15 protein-coding genes, 1 other RNA gene and 3 pseudogenes are annotated in these 18,932 nt (G+C 47.6%); 14 read left to right on the forward strand and 5 right to left on the reverse strand.

Annotated elements, in window-relative coordinates:
- Positions 1 to 20 precede the first annotated feature (20 nt).
- The 5 genes from ACZ439_RS14675 (at position 21) to ssrA (ending at position 5,123) form a co-directional block, all read left to right on the forward strand.
- Complete coding sequence (locus tag ACZ439_RS14675) at positions 21 to 731, forward strand: M50 family metallopeptidase (protein ID WP_155614709.1); 711 nt, start codon at positions 21 to 23, stop codon at positions 729 to 731.
- Positions 732 to 861: 130 nt separating this feature from the next.
- On the forward strand, positions 862 to 1,101 hold the full coding sequence (gene secG / locus ACZ439_RS14680) for a preprotein translocase subunit SecG (RefSeq protein WP_054797504.1): 240 nt from the start codon (positions 862 to 864) through the stop codon (positions 1,099 to 1,101).
- A 320-nt stretch (positions 1,102 to 1,421) separates the two neighbouring features.
- The gene (rnr, locus tag ACZ439_RS14685) at positions 1,422 to 3,953 is read left to right on the forward strand and encodes a ribonuclease R (RefSeq protein ID WP_464619831.1); all 2,532 of its coding nucleotides are present in this window, start codon (positions 1,422 to 1,424) and stop codon (positions 3,951 to 3,953) included.
- A 94-nt stretch (positions 3,954 to 4,047) separates the two neighbouring features.
- Positions 4,048 to 4,527 (forward strand): SsrA-binding protein SmpB, encoded by a 480-nt coding sequence (gene smpB / locus ACZ439_RS14690; protein WP_127610814.1) that lies wholly within the window; start codon positions 4,048 to 4,050, stop codon positions 4,525 to 4,527.
- A gap of 232 nt (positions 4,528 to 4,759) precedes the next feature.
- Positions 4,760 to 5,123, forward strand: a transfer-messenger RNA (tmRNA) gene (gene ssrA, locus ACZ439_RS14695).
- 163 nt (positions 5,124 to 5,286) lie between these two features.
- Here ssrA and ACZ439_RS14700 read toward each other — a convergent pair.
- Together ACZ439_RS14700 and ACZ439_RS14705 are read right to left on the reverse strand one after the other, a co-directional pair.
- On the reverse strand, positions 5,287 to 5,898 hold the full coding sequence (locus tag ACZ439_RS14700) for a DUF1796 family putative cysteine peptidase (protein ID WP_464619832.1): 612 nt from the start codon (positions 5,896 to 5,898) through the stop codon (positions 5,287 to 5,289).
- 200 nt (positions 5,899 to 6,098) lie between these two features.
- On the reverse strand, positions 6,099 to 6,395 hold the full coding sequence (locus ACZ439_RS14705; RefSeq protein WP_054798594.1) for a hypothetical protein: 297 nt from the start codon (positions 6,393 to 6,395) through the stop codon (positions 6,099 to 6,101).
- Between the two features lie 585 nt (positions 6,396 to 6,980).
- On the opposite strand from ACZ439_RS14705, the gene ACZ439_RS14710 reads away from it, so the two are divergent.
- The 4 genes and pseudogenes from ACZ439_RS14710 to tnpC all read left to right on the forward strand — a co-directional run.
- Positions 6,981 to 7,955, forward strand: coding sequence for a hypothetical protein (locus ACZ439_RS14710; protein ID WP_464619833.1), 975 nt, complete (start codon positions 6,981 to 6,983; stop codon positions 7,953 to 7,955).
- A gap of 356 nt (positions 7,956 to 8,311) precedes the next feature.
- Positions 8,312 to 8,692 carry an IS66 family insertion sequence element accessory protein TnpA gene (gene tnpA, locus ACZ439_RS14715; RefSeq protein ID WP_464619834.1) on the forward strand — a complete coding sequence of 127 codons (381 nt, stop codon included), beginning with the start codon at positions 8,312 to 8,314 and terminating at the stop codon, positions 8,690 to 8,692.
- Positions 8,682 to 9,038, forward strand: a complete 357-nt coding sequence (tnpB, locus tag ACZ439_RS14720; RefSeq protein WP_464619835.1) for an IS66 family insertion sequence element accessory protein TnpB — start codon at positions 8,682 to 8,684, stop codon at positions 9,036 to 9,038. Before tnpA ends, tnpB begins: the two co-directional genes overlap by 11 nt.
- A gap of 96 nt (positions 9,039 to 9,134) precedes the next feature.
- Positions 9,135 to 10,503 (forward strand): annotated as a pseudogene (gene tnpC / locus ACZ439_RS14725) (IS66 family transposase); the annotation flags it as partial.
- 69 nt (positions 10,504 to 10,572) lie between these two features.
- On the opposite strand, the gene istB reads toward tnpC, so the two are convergent.
- Both istB and istA read right to left on the reverse strand, forming a co-directional pair.
- Positions 10,573 to 11,352 carry an IS21-like element helper ATPase IstB gene (gene istB / locus ACZ439_RS14730; RefSeq protein ID WP_137671315.1) on the reverse strand — a complete coding sequence of 260 codons (780 nt, stop codon included), beginning with the start codon at positions 11,350 to 11,352 and terminating at the stop codon, positions 10,573 to 10,575.
- Entirely contained in the window at positions 11,349 to 12,941 is a 1,593-nt protein-coding gene (gene istA / locus ACZ439_RS14735) for an IS21 family transposase (RefSeq protein ID WP_464619836.1), read from the reverse strand. The genes istB and istA overlap by 4 nt, the downstream gene beginning before the upstream one ends.
- A 102-nt stretch (positions 12,942 to 13,043) precedes the next feature.
- On the opposite strand from istA, the pseudogene ACZ439_RS14740 reads away from it, so the two are divergent.
- The 5 genes and pseudogenes from ACZ439_RS14740 to ACZ439_RS14760 all read left to right on the forward strand — a co-directional run.
- Positions 13,044 to 13,229 (forward strand): annotated as a pseudogene (locus tag ACZ439_RS14740) (transposase domain-containing protein); the annotation flags it as partial.
- Positions 13,230 to 13,331: 102 nt separating this feature from the next.
- Positions 13,332 to 14,679: pseudogene (locus tag ACZ439_RS14745) on the forward strand (IS3 family transposase).
- Between the two features lie 526 nt (positions 14,680 to 15,205).
- On the forward strand, positions 15,206 to 16,492 hold the full coding sequence (locus tag ACZ439_RS14750) for a TIR domain-containing protein (protein ID WP_464619837.1): 1,287 nt from the start codon (positions 15,206 to 15,208) through the stop codon (positions 16,490 to 16,492).
- A 247-nt stretch (positions 16,493 to 16,739) separates the two neighbouring features.
- Positions 16,740 to 16,997, forward strand: coding sequence for a hypothetical protein (locus tag ACZ439_RS14755; RefSeq protein WP_464619838.1), 258 nt, complete (start codon positions 16,740 to 16,742; stop codon positions 16,995 to 16,997).
- A complete protein-coding gene (locus tag ACZ439_RS14760; RefSeq protein ID WP_464619839.1) occupies positions 16,994 to 17,377 on the forward strand; it encodes a retropepsin-like aspartic protease in 384 nt (127 codons plus the stop codon). Before ACZ439_RS14755 ends, ACZ439_RS14760 begins: the two co-directional genes overlap by 4 nt.
- 230 nt (positions 17,378 to 17,607) lie before the next feature.
- Here ACZ439_RS14760 and ACZ439_RS14765 read toward each other — a convergent pair whose 3' ends face one another.
- Positions 17,608 to 18,915 carry an MFS transporter gene (locus ACZ439_RS14765; protein ID WP_054800252.1) on the reverse strand — a complete coding sequence of 436 codons (1,308 nt, stop codon included), beginning with the start codon at positions 18,913 to 18,915 and terminating at the stop codon, positions 17,608 to 17,610.
- Between the last annotated feature and the right edge of the window lie 17 nt (positions 18,916 to 18,932).

Raw genomic sequence — 18,932 nt, forward strand, 5'->3', positions numbered from 1 at the left:
CAACCCCCGGAGGGAATCTTATGAGTAATCTGATAAAGACTGTACTGTTTCTTGTGGTATCGGCCTTTCTTACGCATTTGATTCCCTTCAGCGATTTTTTCCGCAATCTGGATACCATGATCCACGAATTCGGTCACGCTGTCGTCACGCTGGCGCTGTCCGGCAAGGTGATGTACATCGAGCTGTACGCCAACCACAGCGGCGTTACGTATTCGCAGGTATCGAGCAGATGGAGCTTAATTCCGATCTCGCTCGCGGGGTATGCGACAGCTTCGCTGTTTGCGCTATTGTTGTTCCGGCTCCGGTCGCGGGATAAAGAGCGCCTCGGGCTGCAGGTAATGACACTGCTTGCGGTGCTGTCTCTGGTGCTGTTCGTTCGGAATCCGGCCGGTATTTCGTGGCTGATCGGGTTCATCATTCTGAACGTGATCGTGCTGGCTATCGCTCCGCGATGGTTGCGGGATCTGTACTACTTGCTGCTGGCGTTCCTGACGCTGGAGGAATCGGTTTTCGGGCCGCTTTCGCTCATTATGTACGCGTGGAACGATCCGATGCGAGCAGGGGACGCCTCCAACTTGAGCGCGGTGACGCCGTTCCCGGCGATCGGCTGGGCCGTGCTGTTTACCGTCTTCTCGTTATGGTGCGCGGTCAAAGCGCTGAAGCTGTTCCTCCGCGGACGATCGTCTCATCGCGAAGGGAAGCCTCGCATCCAGCAACAGTTCGAACGTTGAACCTGACAAAAATACCGTTACGCTGCACATCCGTATGGACTGGATTTGTCAGCGTATTTTTTTTGTGGTATAATAAGCTTGCTGTCTATTTTCGGACAAGTTGTGATTGCTGCTCGTAGGAGGTGTGAAGATGGAAATTGCACTGAAAATTATTTTGGTGATTGCGTCGATTGGATTAATCGCGGCCGTATTGCTGCAGCCGGGCAAAAGCGCGGGATTATCCGGTGCCATCTCCGGGGGTGCGGAGCATTTGTTCGGGAAACAGAAGGCGCGCGGTCTGGAGCTGTTCTTGCAGCGTTTGACTATGGCGTTGGCCGTTGTTTTCTTTGTTTTGTCTCTGATCGTGGCGTACTTTGTAAAAACCGCTTAATCATAAAACAACGACAGCAGGGGAATATTACTCCTGCTGTTTTTTTTTCTCTCCGGACGGGTAATGAAGCGGAGGAGGCTTGAAAGATACGCTGGTCGTTCCGAGGAGCGCCGATTACATAGATAAGCATATGTCCTCGCCTTTCCGGCAGATCGCCTATTCCCCGGAATCCTCGCATGGACTGCTGCTGGACGACGAGCGGGAACGGGTTGGTGATGCATTCGGGATTTTTACTTACACTCGGTCAATACGGGCATGGGAACAAGCGGGCGGCAGGTTCCTCCACATAAATTAGAAAGAGAAGATAGGAGTGAGCGCCAATGATCACAAGAGAAGCATTGCTCGATTTTATGAAAGAAACGGCTTATAAGCCTATGACGTACCACGAGTTGGAGCAGCATTTTGAACTGGAGGATGCTCAGGCATTTAAAGAGTTCTTGAAGCTGCTGAACGATTTGGAAAATGAGGGCTTGATATTACGTACCCGGAACGATCGATACGGTATTCCGGAACGGATGAATTTACTGCGAGGCAAGCTGCAAGCGCATGCGAAAGGGTTCGGATTTCTGATCCCGGACGACCGGGAGCTTCCGGATGTGTACATTCACGCCAATGATATGGGAACTGCCATGAACGGCGACATTATTCTGGTCCGCGTCAACTCGAAGAGCGCGTCCGGCGGTCGTATGGAAGGCGAAGTCGTACGCGTAGTTAGCCGTGCCAATACGCAAATTGTCGGCTTGTTTAAGTCGTTGGAAGAGTATGCTTTCGTCATACCGGACGACAAGCGGGTCGTGCGGGATATTTTTATTCCGAAGGATGCGTTTAACGGAGCGATGGACGGGCACAAGGTCGTGGTGCGGATCGTGTCGTACCCGGAAGGCCGCGCTGCGGCACAGGGCGAAGTCATTGAAATTTTGGGGCATAAGAATGATCCGGGCATTGATATTTTGTCAATCATCCGGAAGCACGGCTTGCCGGAATCGTTCGCCGACGATGTGATGGACGAAGCGGCCGCCGCACCGGAGTCGATTACGGAGGAGGAGATCCGCAGTCAGGGACGGCGCGATCTGCGCGGCAAGCGGATTGTTACGATCGACGGCGAAGACGCCAAGGACTTGGACGATGCGGTGAACGTCGAGCGTTTGCCGAACGGCAACTACGTCCTGGGCGTTCATATCGCCGATGTGAGCTATTATGTGCGCGAGGGCTCGGCGCTTGATCAGGAGGCGTACAACCGCGGCTGCAGCGTGTATTTGGTGGACCGGGTCATTCCGATGCTGCCGCACCGGTTGTCGAACGGGATTTGCTCGTTGAATCCGCAGGTCGACCGGCTGACGATGTCCTGTGAGATGGAGTTCGATCAGGATGCGAATGTCGTCCGGCATGATATTTTCACGAGTGTGATCAAGACCAGCGAGCGAATGACGTATAAGAACGTACGTACGCTGCTTACGGAAGAAGCTCCGGAACCGGAGCTGCTCGAGAAGTACGGCTACCTGATGGACGACTTCCGGCTGATGGAAGAGCTCGCGATGAAGCTTCGGTCCAAGCGGATGCGGCGCGGCGCGATTGATTTTGATTTTCAAGAGTCGAAAATCCTGGTAGACGAGAACGGGAAGCCGACCGACATTATTAAGCGCGACCGTACGATCGCCGAGATGATCATCGAGGAGTTCATGCTGGCGGCGAATGAAACGGTGGCGGAGCATTTCTACTGGATGAAGGTGCCGTTCTTGTACCGGATTCACGAAGACCCGGACGGCGAGAAGCTGGCGCATTTCATGGAGTTTATTACGAACTTCGGGTATGTGGTGCGCGGCAAGGGCAATACGGTGCATCCGCGGGCGCTGCAGACGCTGCTGGAGGAAATCAAGGGTACGAAGGAAGAGACGGTTATCAGCACCGTGATGCTTCGTTCGATGAAGCAGGCGAAGTATGATGCCAATAGTCTGGGCCATTATGGCCTCGCGGCGGAGTTTTATTCACACTTCACTTCCCCGATCCGGCGGTACCCGGACCTGATCATCCATCGCGTCATTCGCGAGGTGCTGGAGAGCGGCGGCGTACTCAGCGACCAGCGTCACGAATACTTGGCATCGCGGATGGAAGATATCGCGCGGCAGTCGTCGGAGCGTGAGCGCGTCGCCGTAGATGCGGAACGCGAGACGGAGTCGCTGAAGAAGGCCGAGTTCATGCTCGACAAGGTCGGCGAGGAATTCGGCGGCATCATCAGCAGCGTGACCAGCTTCGGCATGTTCATCGAGCTGGACAATACCGTGGAAGGGCTTATCCGTCTGTCCGACTTAACGGACGACTACTACCACTACCACGATGCCCAGCACGCGCTGATCGGCGAGCGCACCTCGAAGATTTTCCGCCTTGGCGATGAGGTGAAGGTGCGTGTGTCGCGTGTGAACATGGATGAACGCACCATCGACTTCGAGATGGTGGACATGAAGCCGCGGCAGCAGAAGGTGAGCCTCGTTGACGCGCTGAAAGCGGTGCGCCAAGGCAAGCGGGGCGGCCGCGGCGCACGGGAAGGCTTGGCCGGGCGGGGAGGCGGCGAACGCACGGGCACCGGCGCAAGCGGCAAGCGCGGTCGCGGCGGCCGCGCGGGCGGTGCAGGAGCCGGCGGCGATAGCGGCTCGGCGCCCGGCGCGGGAGGCTCGCGCAGCGGCGGAAGCAGCCGCGGCAAAGGGCCGGGCGCCGCGAAGACGCGCGCGCTCGAGGCGACGGGCCGCTCGGCGGAGGGCGGCAGCGGGAAGCGCGGCGCGAGTGCCTTCGGCGCCGGTGGCGGCGCGGGCGGCGGCTTCGCCAAGAAGAAGCGCAAAAAGACCGTGAAGCACTAGGCGCCTCTTGATTTCCGGGGATGGAGTTTGGTACAATGGACTCCATCCCTTGGTTTGGTTTGGAGTCTTGATGGGAAGGAGCGGTGCTGCGACAATGGGCAAGAAAGCGGACGGGAAAGTGCTGGCGCAGAACAAGAAAGCGTCGCATGATTATTTTATAGAGGATACGTACGAATGCGGTTTGGTGTTGACCGGAACCGAGATCAAGTCGATCCGCCTCGGTAAAGCCAATATCGGCGATGCGTTCGCGTTGATCCGGAATGGCGAAGCGTTCATTCATAACATGCACATCAGCCCTTTCGAGCAAGGCAACCGCCACAACCCGAGCGATCCGACCAGGGCGCGCAAGCTGCTGCTGAAGAAACCGGAGATTCGCAAGCTGCTCGGTCTAGCCAAGCAGGAAGGCTACGCGCTGGTGCCGCTTAAGATCTACGTGCGCAACGGCTACGCCAAGCTGCTCATCGGCCTTGGCCGAGGGAAGAAGCAGTTCGACAAGCGGGAAACCGCCGCGAAGAAAGACGCCCAACGCGACATCCAACGTGCGCTTCGCGAGAAGCAGAAGGTTGCACGGTAGGCGGGCGCACAGTTACCAGCTTTACTGAGTGCTGGATTTGCTCCCAATAGGTTGGCCTTCCTTTTCAGAGCATGTGTGTTATAATAAGAGTACGCCAGAGGACATCAGCATCAATCAGATCTTATGAAGTCAGCACATCAACAGCTTTGTTGATAAACCTTTTTTCATAACTTCCTTGAATTCATGTTACATTGTTTCACTTTTAGGCTCCTTAACCGGAGCCTTCCTATGCGGGGACGTTCTTGGATTCGACGGGGATAGTTCGAGCATGGGTTGCGGGTAGTGGGGACGCGTCCACTTCATCAACGCTAAAGCCAATTAAATGGCAAACAACAACAAAACTACGCTTTCGCAGCTTAATAACCTGTGAGCGTGCTCCTACTCTGCATCGCCCATGTGCCGGGCTAGGGGCTCAACTTTAGTGGGATACGCTGTCTCATCTCCGCCTGCGGTGAGCTGAAGAAGACAATCAGGCTGACCCAACGCGTAGCCGGTTACGGGGCGACGCTCGGGTGACATCAAAACTGTGACTACACCCGTAGAAGCCTGTGTGGCGTTATCTTCGGACAGGGGTTCGACTCCCCTCGTCTCCATAAGTATTGTGAGAGAGCACCTGTTGAGGTGCTCTTTTTCATTTAAAGATTTTACGCTGAGGTTTGAAACGCAGCTACAAGGGGCTTTTGGGCGACCAAGTCCATTGGTCGATAAAGAAGCCCAGGGGGCGGCTTAAAACATCTTTTGAGGCTGCCCCTATTGATTTTAGAGTGAAAAGCCAGTCATAATCGTATCCCAAGCCCTATCTGAGCCTCTCCAATCCATTCCTGCGGGCACCTTGACCGAGCAGACATGCTTTAGTCCCCAGTCCTCATGGATCACATCATTGGTTGGCTGATAATGGTGATTTACTATCAATAATCTAAACGGCTTGTTTGCCGCTGAGCGTAAGGCAGCTTCTAGATGTCGCGCTTCAGCCTCTGAGGTTCGAATACGAACAAAGCAAATGGGGCCGTAGTTGATTATCTTCAAAAAACGGTTCACCCTGCGGGATAACTTTTCCTTAAACTGGGGATAAGGCACTCCCCACGGTGCCGTAAACGGAAAATCATGATACGATTCTATTTGATAAACCGTATCTTTAACGACATAATGATTATCGATAACACCGATAAGCTGGAGATTAGACCATTCCATAAAGGACTTGAAACGGGATTGCAAAATTTTGGCCAAGTCAGGAACGGACGGAGAGATAAACCAGTCGAGCGGGCCAGCGAATTGGCGAAGCCCCAGTCTTTGTAGCTGATGAGCGGTTTGGCAGGTGGACCCCAGACTAATGAAGGCCTTATATTTCCCTTTAGCCTCGTCCCATTTCAATAGCATCACCTCTGTTATGAGTCATTCCTCAAAACAGTATATGAATCACTATGTGTAAGGGATACGCAATCGAAGTATCTAATGATGGCCGGATTGTATTCTTGGTTTTGCTCTCAAAGGAGTTATTTTATGCATCATGCGGCTATGTATGTTATGAAGCACAGGTAACAAGTAAAAAGAAAGTGACATCAAAACTGTGACTACACCCGTAGAATCCTGTGTGGCGTTATCTTCGGAAGGGTTCGACTCCCCTCACCTCCATACTGCAAATCCACAACAGGGAGCTTAATGATAACTTCTACATGCTTTTCGTAGACGATTACCTTCTCCACATAGCTGCCGATGAACTTCTTGATCTTGGGAAGATCGCGGTTTGCGACGTGGGCTCCGAATTGAGAAAGCAGTTGTCGCAGAGTGTCCTCTGTGATGGCTGCTTTTTCGTTTTGCGACCGCACCTCAAGCAGCTTCTGCGCAAGGCCCAGCTTCTGCTTCTCCAACTCCTCCAGCTTGCTGATCAGCGTGGCGTTGGAAACACCGCTGGCTATCGCGTTGACGATGTTCGTGGACCTGCCAAGCTATAGTTCCCTTTTATACACCTTTGTCCGGATAAAACCATAATAATCCTTTGGACAAGGGGTTAACAACTTAGTAGGTTATTAAAGGTGCAGATACGTCCACAAGGAGCTTTTGATGGTACATCCACGTTTAGGATACGAAGGACAATCACTTTACAATACCCCGTTCTTGCAATTGGCGCTTAACCTCATTTCCGTTATTTGTTATGATTAGAGTAATACATTGAAATGTAGGGGCTGATCACAATAGATATCATTACAATTCTTACAAAATTGTTTGCAATCAAGAACGCCGTTAAAGGTTTGATTGTAGATCCTCTGAGAAAAGTAAATGCATTTCTTGATGAACATGACTACAAAGATGTCAAAGAGTTGTCTTACTTCTGGAAGCAGGGGAAGGTTCCATATGGGACTATTGTTAATTTATAAGGTTTGTTTTCAGAATATTTCCACACGTTTATACCATATACGTATACATCGTACATACCTGTAAGTGTATCTCATAGTATGGATAATGCCATTGTAGGAAGGGTAGGATGGAAATCAGCGCTGTTTCAACCGCCGGTTGAAACAACGCCTGAGGTCACATTCGATGGGAGAAGATTCAAATTGGGTTTTATATATCCCAATGATTTTAGTGGATTTAAATACGAATCTAAATTCAAACATATTCAAGAAGCAATCAATCAGAAGGAATCGTTTCTCCATATACCTGAGTCTGCAAAACCAATACCGATAATTTATCGAAGCGAGAAAACTATGAATACTGGCGATATATACAGTATGAAGGCTCAAGTAATCGAAATGCCTATGGATAAGTTAGCTTTAATAACTAACTTTGGAGGTTACATCGAGCCTATATACGAACGCAGTATTAACTTACTTTCACCTACTCAAAGGACAATTTGTTTATTAGTTGATAAAGAGCCTACAAATCTAAAGAGAAAAGACCAATACTCGCCAGAGTCTTTTCCGTTTTCCTTTTATGTTGAAGGTCATGTAAGTTACGCAAAAGAGCTAGCTAACAGGCTTGAAATAATCAATAATGCTGTCCCAAATCTCGCTGATAGAAGAGCCCCATTTAATAGTTTAAGTTTTACAGATACTCACATATACATCAAGCATGCTTCAGACAGACTTGGGGACCCAACAGAAAGAACCGCTTTTCTTACTAAAGGCGACACTAGAATTTTATTTCGTGAACCGAACATCATTGGCTTTTATGTTCCCGTTGATATGGATAAAGATATATATGGGGCTAGGATTTCAGAATTATCATCGACTATCAAAGAGTTTGACAGAAACATACAACGTAGTTCTGATTATAAAGCTAAGTTTCATGTTAATTTCATTTCCGACAAGCGGTTGATCAGCATGATGCACTTGCCTCGAGTATTAGAGTCAAGTGAAATTAAGTTAGTAATCAATGAGAATCCTCAATTTCAAGGAACAAGAGATTGGCTAGTAAGTAACGATTTATAAAGTGTCGATAAAAGTACTAAACACATGTACAAACCTACAATAATGAAGGTAGTTAAGCATTTAACACCGATATATCGAGTCGGGTACAAATGTCAATTCTATACTGGAGTCATGTTACCAATCATGCCACCTCCCCAAACAATCTCAGCATCACGCGGCGACGAATTGTGGAATTACTGATCCACGGTTCGTCTCCATATGTTAGATCCACAACCAATTGAACTGCACCCCATTTGTTGTAAGCGTCTAATAAGTTAGTGTATAGAAACCTCCCTCAGTCTTTGAGACAATTCCCTTAGTTGGAGTTTGTAGAGTTTTTCGACTTCGATCGAAAAACTCCAAAGGGAGGTTTGGAGTTGAATACCAGGGAAATTACTAACCAGTATCGATTAAACAAATGGACTGAGATTGTCCGAGAATGTCGCAGTAGTGGACAAACGATCTCTGCGTGGTGTGCTGATCATGACATTAATCCTAAAACCTATTATTATTGGTTGAGGCGCGTGCGCGCTGCCGCATGCGAAGCCCTCCCGTCACTTTATTCTCAAAACAACCCAATTGCCAATCCATTCGTACCCGTAAACATTCCAGTTTCTACAACTGGTACTGATTTTGGTGATCAAGAAGTATTGTCAGATATCGTAATACGTTTTGGCGCTGTAACACTGGAGATTCGGGGCAATGCATCAGCAACCTTGATCGAAAACACCTTGAGGGCATTGCAACATGTTCGGTGATATCTCAAAAGCGGAGAAAATCTACGGTGCCTGTGGGTATACCGACATGCGGAAGTCAATTGATGGACTTGCCGCAATCGTCCAGCAGAATTTTCAGTTAAACCCTTTCCAAAACAGTCTGTTTCTCTTTTGTGGCCGGCAACGTAATCGAATGAAAGCCCTCTGTTGGGAAGGAGATGGATTTGTCCTCCTTTACAAGCGACTGGAAAACGGAAGTTTTCAATGGCCAATGAATGCCGAAGCCGTTCGCTCCATCACCTACCAGGAATTTCGTTGGCTTCTGGAAGGCTTGTCCATAGATCAACCTAAGGCCGTAAAAAAACTCCATATTATGGCCTGTCTTTAACGGTGAAAAACCCCGAAAATGCGCATAATTACTGGGTTTTTCGGCATTTTTTATGCTATAATGGATACAGTAGAAAACGGTAAAGGAACTGTATTCATGAGCGCTGCGGAGCAGGTAAAAGTACTCGAAAAACGCATAGGCGAACTGGAACTGGAGAACAAACGGCTCCACGATACGGTTGAATATCTAACACGCAAACTCTTCGGCAGAAGTAACGAGAAGACATCGTCCCTTTCTTTGGGGCAGATGTCTCTTTTTGATGAAGCAGAAATCGAAGCGGATCCGACGGCGCCGGAGCCTAACCTTAAGGAGATACAAGGGTACCGGCGAAAGAAATTTCAAGGTCAGCGGATGGAACTCTTGAAGGATATTCCTCACGACAAACGCCTTTGCACCCTTGATAAACAAGACTGCTTTTGCGAAGCATGCAGCACCGCACTTGTATCGGTTGGCGAAGAGTTCGTCCGAACTGAAATCGAGTTCATTCCTGCCAAAGTCAGAGCCATCGATTATTACCGCGAAACCTTTGAGTGCCGTACCTGTCGTAAGAACGGGAAACCCTACATGGAAAAGTCACCCATGCCTTATCCGGTGATCCAGCACTCCATGGCTTCTCCTTCCACAGTGGCATGGGTCATGCATCAGAAATTCGTCAACGCCCTTCCCCTGTACCGTCAGGAAAAGGAGTGGCGGACACTGGGCGTAAACCTTAGCCGTGCGACCATGGCCAACTGGATTCAAGCTGCGTCCCGCGACTGGCTAGCTCCATTGGTGGGGCTCATGCATCAAAAACTCCTGCAGGAAAAGCATTTACATGCGGATGAAACCGTCGTTCAAGTCATGAATGAAGAGGGGCGGAAGAATACCACCGATTCCTATATGTGGGTATACAGCAGCGGCCAGCATGGCAAACACCCCATTCGAATCTTCGAGTACCAACCTGGCCGAAGTGGCAAATACCCTCAGAAATTCCTAAAGGGATTCAATGGGTACCTTCACTCGGATGCATACTCCGGATACACAAAGATTCCGGGTGTCACAAGATGCCTCTGTTGGACACATCTTCGAAGGAAATTCGTAGATTCCCTTCCGAAAGATATACAGAGCCCGGAAGCCACCCTTCCAAGCCAAGGCATTACATTCTGTAACAAACTTTTCGAGATTGAAAAAAAGCTTGAAGACCTTTCGAGCGAACAACGTAAATCTGAGCGTCTGGAACGAGAAAGACCCGTTTTGGAGGCTTTTTGGGTATGGATCGATTCCACCAAAGGTAAGGTGCTGCCCAAATCCAAACTAGGTGAAGCCTTGACCTATGCCCTAAATCATAAGGGAGAGTTTATGAATTATCTTCAGGATGGCAACTGCTCCATATCCAACAACCTTGCCGAAAACAGTATTCGACCCTTTACAATTGGAAGAAAAAACTGGCTCTTTATGCGGAAGTCCGAAAGGAGTGTATTTGTCAACTGAAAATCCGGCCACATAATCATTTAATTTCCGGCCATGCGGTACAAAAAATATGGCTACATGTAGCTCAGGCCAATTGCTGCTTCTGCAGCCATTCCTTAGTTTCTTTCATGCGATAGGAGTTCCCATTCATGTTGACGAGGTAGGACTGATGGGTCAATCGGTCGATCATCGCTGCGGTCATGATCGGATCCTGAAAGATCTCTCCCCAGCGTTCAAATGACAAATTCGTCGTGATGATCGTTGACTTCCGTCCTGCTCGAAGCGAAAGATGGGTAAACAGTAGCTCGGAACCCTCCTTATCGAATGAGATGTATCCCATCTCATCGGCAATGACCAGGTCATATTTCTCAAACCGGTTCTGAAACACTCGGAGTGTTTGCTCTGCCCGACACTCTTTGATGCGGTTCACAAGCAAAGGCACGGTAGTGAACCATACTTTGTAACCCTCCAAACAAGCTTTTAGACCGAGCCCAATAGCCACATGGGTTTTTCCGGTTCCTGGATTGCCGGCCAAGATGACGTTACGTCCTTCCGGAATAAACCCTAGCGTTTTGAGCAGTTTCAGTTTCTTTTGTGCGTCCTGAGGAAGCTCATCTACAGATAAATCCTCAAGATATTTCTTATGTGTGAATTCTGCCAGTCGGATTCGGTTGTACCGGGATGCCTCCCGTCGGGCATCGCATTCCTTCTCCAGCAACTGAGCCAGGAACTCTTCGTAGCAAACGTCCCGTTGGCTGGCCTCCCGCACGTACTCCTCCAGATGCTTCCGAATCATCGGAAGCCGTAGTTCCTTACTGTATTCCATAATCGCTTCTTTCCACGCCTTGCGCGGTGAATGACTCATGCAACGTCCTCCTTCGTTTCTAACGTATCGGTATGAAACAGATCATCGTACGCGCGCAATTGTTCGACCGATCGATCCGTGATCTCTTGACCGGTTTTGGAAAGCGTGGCATGAGCAACTACCATTTCCCGGTTCTTAGCACACAGCACTTTAATTTTATCCGTCGTGACATGGCTCGGATGGATACGCTGCAACGCCTCTATGGCCTGCTCTACCTCTGTGAAACCGACATCGTCGCGAATATATTGCAGTAGTTGTACAAAATCTCTCTCTCGTCTGGTATAATACATCTCGTAAATTGTTTTTATCTTTTGGGGAGCCTGATGCCACGCCGCGCTACCGGCGAATGCACCAGGTTTTTTCTTTAACGTTTCTAAATAATGATTCAGATCAAATCGCCACTCATGGCTGCCGGTCAGTCGCATATGCTCCGCCACCTGAATTTCCTGATGAAAGCAAACCACTCTCGTGGAGTAGACCTTGGTCATGATCGACTCGCCAACCAAATGATCCGGTACTGAATAACGATTCTGGTCCACCATGATCGTCGCATATTTGTCTACCCGTCCGTAGAGTACACGAGCGGCATCAAACGGGGGCATGGCAGGGAGAAGGAAAGAGCGTTCCTGTTCCAGTCGTTCGATCGCCGTCTGGCCGCTCAACTCGGTTTGCGGTTTTTGGTTGCGCCGTGTACATACCTGCTGCAGATATTGGTTCGCTTCCTCTAACGAGTCGAACTCGTCCCGAAAGGCGAATGCTTTTCGGCGTACGACCTCCACGCTGCGCTCCACATGACCTTTTTCATTGCCGCTGTGGATATTGCAAAAACGGTGCTGAAACCCATAATAAAGCGACAACTGCAGAAGACCTTGCGTCGGCTCCTTTCCCGTTCCAACGAACCGTTTGACCGCCACTTTCATGTTATCATATACCATCGTTCGATGTACGCCGCCAATATGCTGAAAAAACAAAGCATGTGCTTCCTGAAAGCATTCTGTCGTTTGTTTGGTAAACAAATACGCAAAACGGTAGTTCCCATAAGCGGATGTGAAAACCGCCATTTGAAAAGTTTGTAGTCTACCATTGATTTTAAGTTTCACTTCACCCCAATCGAATTCACAGATTTCCCCAGGTTCATACAGTGCCTTGATGAATGCTTCCTTGGGTTTGCGTTCCAAACCACGGATTGTTCGGAGAACCGTACTGTAGCTAATATCTACGCCTTCGGCTTCCAGTGCTTCGAAGATGTCCATTGCCTTCTTTTGTTGTTTGCGTTGCCCTTGGTTTCGCTTGATTTCATTCTCATTCAAATGCGCTTGGATTTTTTTTGCTATTTCATCGGTCAGTTTCCGATTCGGTCGGATTCCTACATTGTACTTGGGAGCGGTGGTCAGGGCATCAATTAATGCTTGAATATCTACTGAGTCGTTCCCCTCCGCCAACAACTGCCGTCTCCTTTCCTCATATTGGTGGATGTATTTTCCAACCGTTTCTCGATGAATCCCGGTCAATCTAGCAATTTCCCGGCGTGACCTTCCTTCATGGATGTGCATCATCAAAATCTTCTGCATAATATTCATCGTAATCATTCTCTCCCGGCACCCACTTGTCGATTTATTCTCCAAGTAGGTTTATCGGTTGTGGCCGGTTTTTCAATGATTACGGTGGCCTGTTTTTAAGTTATCATAGACAAAGGAGCTTGTGCGAGTGCCGCCGTTTACAGTATCATCGAAAGTGCTAAGGCAAATGGTCTTAATCCGTTTAAATATCTTCAATTCATCTTCAGCCAATTGCCGGGGGTTCAGTTTGGACAGCATCCGGAGTTTCTTGAAGATTACCTTCCCTGGAGCCCAGAAGTCCAGGAAGCCTGCCAATAGTGCAAAGCTCTGTTTACACGAGTTTTGCTCTTTTTTCTATCCACCGAGTTATTTGACGCTTACCATTTGTTAGACACAATCTAACAAGTGGGGTGTATTTCTATGGGGAAGTTTACAGAAGAGGAGAAGTATCAAGCCGTACAAGCCTATTTAGACGGCAAAGAATCCTTCAGGGAGTTAGGTGTACGCATCGGTGTGAACCATAAAGCTGTTGAAAAGTGGGTAGCCCTTTACCGAATGAATGGCATGGAAGGTTTGGCCAAGAGATATACAACCTACTCAAAAGCGTTTAAACTAGACGTACTGAATTTTATGAATGAGTCAGGGACGTCAGTTTTAGAAACAGCTGCTAGGTTTAACATTCCGGCACCTTCAACCATTCTGCAGTGGAAGAAGGTTCTTGAGCAGCGAGGTGAAGACGCCCTATTACCGAAGAAAAAGGGGCGTCCATCCATGAAGGAAGAAACGAAGAAAGCAACTCCAGCTGAAGGCTCTGTCGAAGCGCTACAAGCTGAATTAGAACGTCTACGAATGGAAAACGCCTACTTAAAAAAGTTGAATGCCTTAGTTCTAAGCAAGGAAAAATTACAAAGCAAGACAAAGTGTAAGTAATCTTTGAACTAAGGTTAGAATATCCCGTTACATCATTGCTTGAGTTGGCTCAAATTCCGCGTAGCACGTACTATTACTGGGTCAGCACCTTCGACCGCCCAGACAAAGACGCGGCCTTAAAAGCTCGTATTACAGCGATTTATCACGAACACAAGGGCCGCTATGGGTATCGTCGTATTACAGATGTGCTTCACAATGAAGATGAGTGTGTAAACCATAAGAAGGTGCAACGAATCATGCAGGAGCTTGGCTTAAAATCCGTCGTCCGTATGAAGAAATATCGTTCATATAAAGGGAATGTAGGTAAAATTGCGCCGAACATACTGGAGAGGAACTTCATCGCATCAAAACCGAACGAGAAGTGGGTAACAGATATTACGGAGTTCAAGCTATTTGGAGAGAAGCTGTATCTATCGCCAATGCTCGATTTGTTTAACGGCGAAGTCATCGCCTACTCAGTGAATTCCCGCCCCATCTACTCACTTGTTTCAAAGATGCTAGATAACGCGTTTAAACGATTGGATGATAAAGATGCCCTTCTTATTCATTCCGATCAGGGCTGCGTTATCAAATGCGTCAGTATCAGCAAGCATTTAAGGATCATGGGATCACACAGAGTATGTCACGCAAGGGAAACTGTTACGATAATGCAGTTATCGAAAGCTTCTTTGGCACATTAAAGTCCGAGTTCTTATACACGCAGGAATTTGAGAGTGTTGAGCAGTTTAAGGCAGAATTAGATCAATATATCACATACTACAATCACAAGCGGATTAAAGCAAAACTAAAGGGCATGAGCCCGGTACAGTACCGGACTCACGCCCTAGAAGTCGCCTAATAATATAGTGTCTAACTTTTGGGGGTCACATCAAATGAGGTTGTGGATTTTGCTTTTATATTGAGCAAGTTAGCATGAATAGATTAAGGATCTAACAAAACGCAAGAAATTTTATTTGAAGAAGAAAACTTAGCCATGCTCATTGTAGGCTGACTTTATACCCTGCTACCTGGTTTCTAGTGATTACTAAGTACTAAACTCGTGAATTAAATACCTAGCGATGACGATTTTAGTTCCCCAAACTGTTTTCGGAATGCGGGGCTTTTTTAATCCTTTTCTAGGAAAAACATTCCAAATAGTATAATATAGTTTTATTGAGACCTATATATCTATATCAGGGGGACGCGTCCGTGGGACCATTTGTCGAAGAAGTTTTTAAAGATTCAGGAGTACCTAAATATACGTTTGTCGAACCAAACGAATTACTAAATTAGTTGTATACCTTAGGACAAAAGGCAAAGGGCTAGTTGTCGAAGGTCCATCGGGTATTGGAAAAACATCCGGGATAAAGAAGGCAATCGAGAAATTGCAGCTTGAAGATACTGTGTTAGAACTTACTGCAAGAGACCCGGCACACTTAAACAGGATTGAGAACTTACCTAACGAAGGCTTTCGAGGAATTGTCATTGTCGATGACTTTCATAGATTAGATAACAATGTAAAAGAAGCAATAGCAGATTATATGAAGATTCTTGCAGATCGAGATGATGAAAACACTAAAATGGTTATCGTAGGTATTAATAAGGCCGGAGATTCTTTGGTAAAGTTCGCTAGTGACTTAAACAATAGAATTGATACTATAAGATTTAAGCCTGCGTTGCCTGAGCAAATTTTTAAATTAATTTCAACGGGAGAGTCAGTTCTAAATTTAGAGATCGATACTAAAGAAGAAATTTCTGTGGCAGCTCAAGGTAGTTTTCATATTGCCCAAATATTATGTAAGGAGCTATGTCTGCAAGCGGGAGTAATCGAAAAATGTGTTGATAAACAACGACTCTCAGTAAGTTTGGAACTTATAAAGCAGAATGTTTATGAGAACTTAGAACGGACATTTGCGGAGACAGCTCGCATATTTGCTACAGGACCTAAGATTCGTCGTGGAGGGCGCGCACCATATTTACATATTCTTAACTGGGTGGCCAAGAATTCGGAATGGACACTAGAACTTGATCTTGCAATTAGAGCAAACCCAAAACATCGCTCTAGCGTTGGTCAGGTTGTTGATAAAGGCAATTTAGCTAAGTTTTACAATAAGAAGAAACAAATGCTCGAAAAGGTTATTCATTTTGATCCTAATTCAAATATTATTGGAATTGAAGATCCCAAATTTTTGTTCTATTTAAGAAATATGGACTGGAACAACTTTTCGCGAAAAATTGGGTATCCTAATATTTCCTTTTCAACAATGTATGACATAGCATTATCATTTGCTGGTGAAGAAAGAGATGTGGCTAGCCTTCTTTTTGAGAAACTAAGTAAAGAAGAAATCTCAGTATTTTATGACAAAAATGAACAACATCGGATTCTTGCTGAAGATGTCGAAGAATATTTAGGTCCGATATATAGAAGTGAGGCTAGATTTATATTGGTCTTACTTTCAAAGAATTACCCTAGAAAAATTTGGACTAAATACGAATCGGATCAGTTTAAAGATAGATTTAATGGGGAAATTATACCAGTATGGTTTTCTGACGTATTACCGGGAATGTTTGATAAAACATCTTCTGTCGGAGGAGTTATAATTGACGTTTCAAAGAAAGTAGAGATGCAAGTAAGTGGAATTGTTGAAGATATTGTAAAGAAACTTTCCTAAGTAAGGATTCAAGATAGAATAGAGGGAGTTTCGTGATTAAGCGTTTGCCTCTGCTATAAAAATCATGAATAGTAAACTGCGGCAAACGACGGTTCGGAAAATCGAATCCTTGTCAAAATAAAAACACAACTGTTAAATGCCGGATAGGGGTTCAACATGGCTCTAGCCTGACCAATTGTTTTTATGGTTGGGCTTTTTATATGCTATACTTAATATAAAGAAGTACTACCTTTCGGAGGTGACGAGGATGCGTTGGGAAGAGGTTAGAGAGCAGTTTCCAGAAGAGTGGGTGGTCTGTGAAGCTTTGAAGTCTCGTTCAGAAGACGGCTACTGGTTCATTGAGGAAGTGGCACTTATTGATCGTTTTGACGATTCCGCAGTGGCAATGAAGCGCTATTATGAATTGCATCGGGAACAGCCTTATCGGGAGTATGGCTTTTTTCACACATCTCGTGAAACGCTGAAGCTCCGCGAGAAATGGGCGGGGGTAAGAGGGCCCAGATGAATATCGAAGTGAAATACGGGCTACCATTTGTGGAAGTTACGATTTGTTACCGGGGAGAAGAACTTCACTTGAAGCGTGTTTTGCTTGATACTGGTTCGGCGGGAACGATATTCAGCGCTGATGTAGTGGATGCCATCGGGGTTAAGGTTGAGCCTGGGGATGTTCTGAACAAGATCAGGGGTGTAGGAGGAGTAGAGGTCGTGTACTCCAAGTTTTTTGACTTGGTGAGGACAGGCGGAACTTCTCTGGAAGGCTTTGAAGTGGAGATTGGAGAAATGAATTACGGTATGGAGATAGACGGCATCCTGGGCTTTGATTTCATCCAAGCTGCTGGATTGGTGATCGATTCCAAAGAATTGAAGGTGGCAGCGCGGGTGTGAGCTATGTTACCTCCCCAAACAACTTCAGCATCACGCGGCGAAGTATTGTGGAATTGCCAAGCCACGCTTCGTCTCCATAAAATGCGAGAGCATCGACCAAAAGCGGTCGATGCTCTTTCGCGTTTATAGAGCGGATAAGGGAAGGCGAGAGCCCTGGGAGTTCAGACCGCATGCAACGGAGCAGAGCGGAGTGAGTACGGCATGGACATGTACCGCCAAGGTTGTCCCCTTTATTTGCGGTCAAGCTCGGCTTCGATGTGGGACGATTTGGAAGACTCGCCCATACGCCAGTAGACGAAGAAACTCACCGCAATACAGGCAGCCACATAGAAGTAGAAGAGCGACTCCATTCCAATGCTCTTGAACCACAATGCGATGAACTCCGCGGTCCCGCCGAACACCGCAACGGTGAGTCCGTACGGGAAGCCAACGCCAAGAGCGCGAACTTCTGTCGGGAAAAGCTCGGCTTTCACAATGGCATTGATGGAAGTATAACCGGTAACAATGATGAGACCAGCCAGCATGAGCAAGAAAGCACCCATAGGATTCTTCATGTTCTCCATGATAAAGAACAGTGGCGCTGTCAGCAAAGTACCGAGGATACCGAAACAGAGCAATAGCGGACGCCGTCCGATCCGGTCGGACAGCATGCCGGCGAGCGGCTGAAGTACGATAAATACCAGCAGGGCAATAAAGTTGATCCAGCTGACGACGTCCTTGGGGAGGCCTACAGAATTCACCATGAACTTTTGTAAATACGTTGTATAAGTATAGAAGGCGACGGTTCCGCCGAGCGTTAATCCGACCACGGTCAGCACCGCTTTAGGATGCTTCATCAGAGCTCGCATGGTCCCGGCGTTTGCCCTGCTTTCGGAGCCCATTTTGGAAAACTGTTCTGATTCGTCCATCGAGCGGCGCAGCCACAAGACAGCTAGTGCCCCCAGTGCTCCAATGATGAAAGGAATACGCCAGCCCCAGGCCTGCATTTCGGCTTCGCTGAGTAGTTGTTGGAGGATGATCTGGACGCCCAGCGCCACCAACTGGCCTCCAATAAGTGTGACGTATTGGAAGCTTGAGTAGAAGCCGCGGCGGCCTCTGCTGGCCATCTCGGACAAGTACGTTGCCGAGGTTCCATATTCTCCGCCTAGCGACAACCCTTGGAGTAATCGAGCGAGAACCAAAATAATGGGAGCCATTATGCCAATGGAGCTATAACTAGGGGTACAGGCAATGATCAGGGAACCACTGGCCATGACAGAGATGGAAAGCGTCAGCGCAGCACGGCGGCCATGACGGTCGGCGTATCGGCCCAGCAACAGGCTCCCTATCGGGCGCATTAAGAAGCCTACGGCAAAGATCGCCGCCGTGTTGAGGAGTTGGCTTGTCGGGTCTCCCTTAGGAAAGAACTGTGATGAGAAATAGACTGCGAATGCAGCATAAACGTACCAGTCGTACCATTCGATCAGATTTCCAACCGAACCTTTAAAGATGTTACCTGCAATACTTCCCTTCTTTGTCGACTCAACGGATTGAGACATTATTTAATTCCTCCTTC

Source organism: Paenibacillus sp. JCM 9796 (genome assembly GCF_055379675.1).

Coding starts and splice junctions, on each gene's coding strand:
- ACZ439_RS14675 (WP_155614709.1), top strand. CDS start 21: ATGAGTAATCTGATAAAGACTGTACTGTTTCTTGTGGTATCGGCCTTT.
- secG (WP_054797504.1), top strand. CDS start 862: ATGGAAATTGCACTGAAAATTATTTTGGTGATTGCGTCGATTGGATTA.
- rnr (WP_464619831.1), top strand. CDS start 1,422: ATGATCACAAGAGAAGCATTGCTCGATTTTATGAAAGAAACGGCTTAT.
- smpB (WP_127610814.1), top strand. CDS start 4,048: ATGGGCAAGAAAGCGGACGGGAAAGTGCTGGCGCAGAACAAGAAAGCG.
- ACZ439_RS14710 (WP_464619833.1), top strand. CDS start 6,981: ATGGATAATGCCATTGTAGGAAGGGTAGGATGGAAATCAGCGCTGTTT.
- tnpB (WP_464619835.1), top strand. CDS start 8,682: ATGTTCGGTGATATCTCAAAAGCGGAGAAAATCTACGGTGCCTGTGGG.
- istB (WP_137671315.1), bottom strand. CDS start 11,352: ATGAGTCATTCACCGCGCAAGGCGTGGAAAGAAGCGATTATGGAATAC.
- istA (WP_464619836.1), bottom strand. CDS start 12,941: ATGATTACGATGAATATTATGCAGAAGATTTTGATGATGCACATCCAT.
- ACZ439_RS14755 (WP_464619838.1), top strand. CDS start 16,740: ATGCGTTGGGAAGAGGTTAGAGAGCAGTTTCCAGAAGAGTGGGTGGTC.
- ACZ439_RS14760 (WP_464619839.1), top strand. CDS start 16,994: ATGAATATCGAAGTGAAATACGGGCTACCATTTGTGGAAGTTACGATT.
- ACZ439_RS14765 (WP_054800252.1), bottom strand. CDS start 18,915: ATGTCTCAATCCGTTGAGTCGACAAAGAAGGGAAGTATTGCAGGTAAC.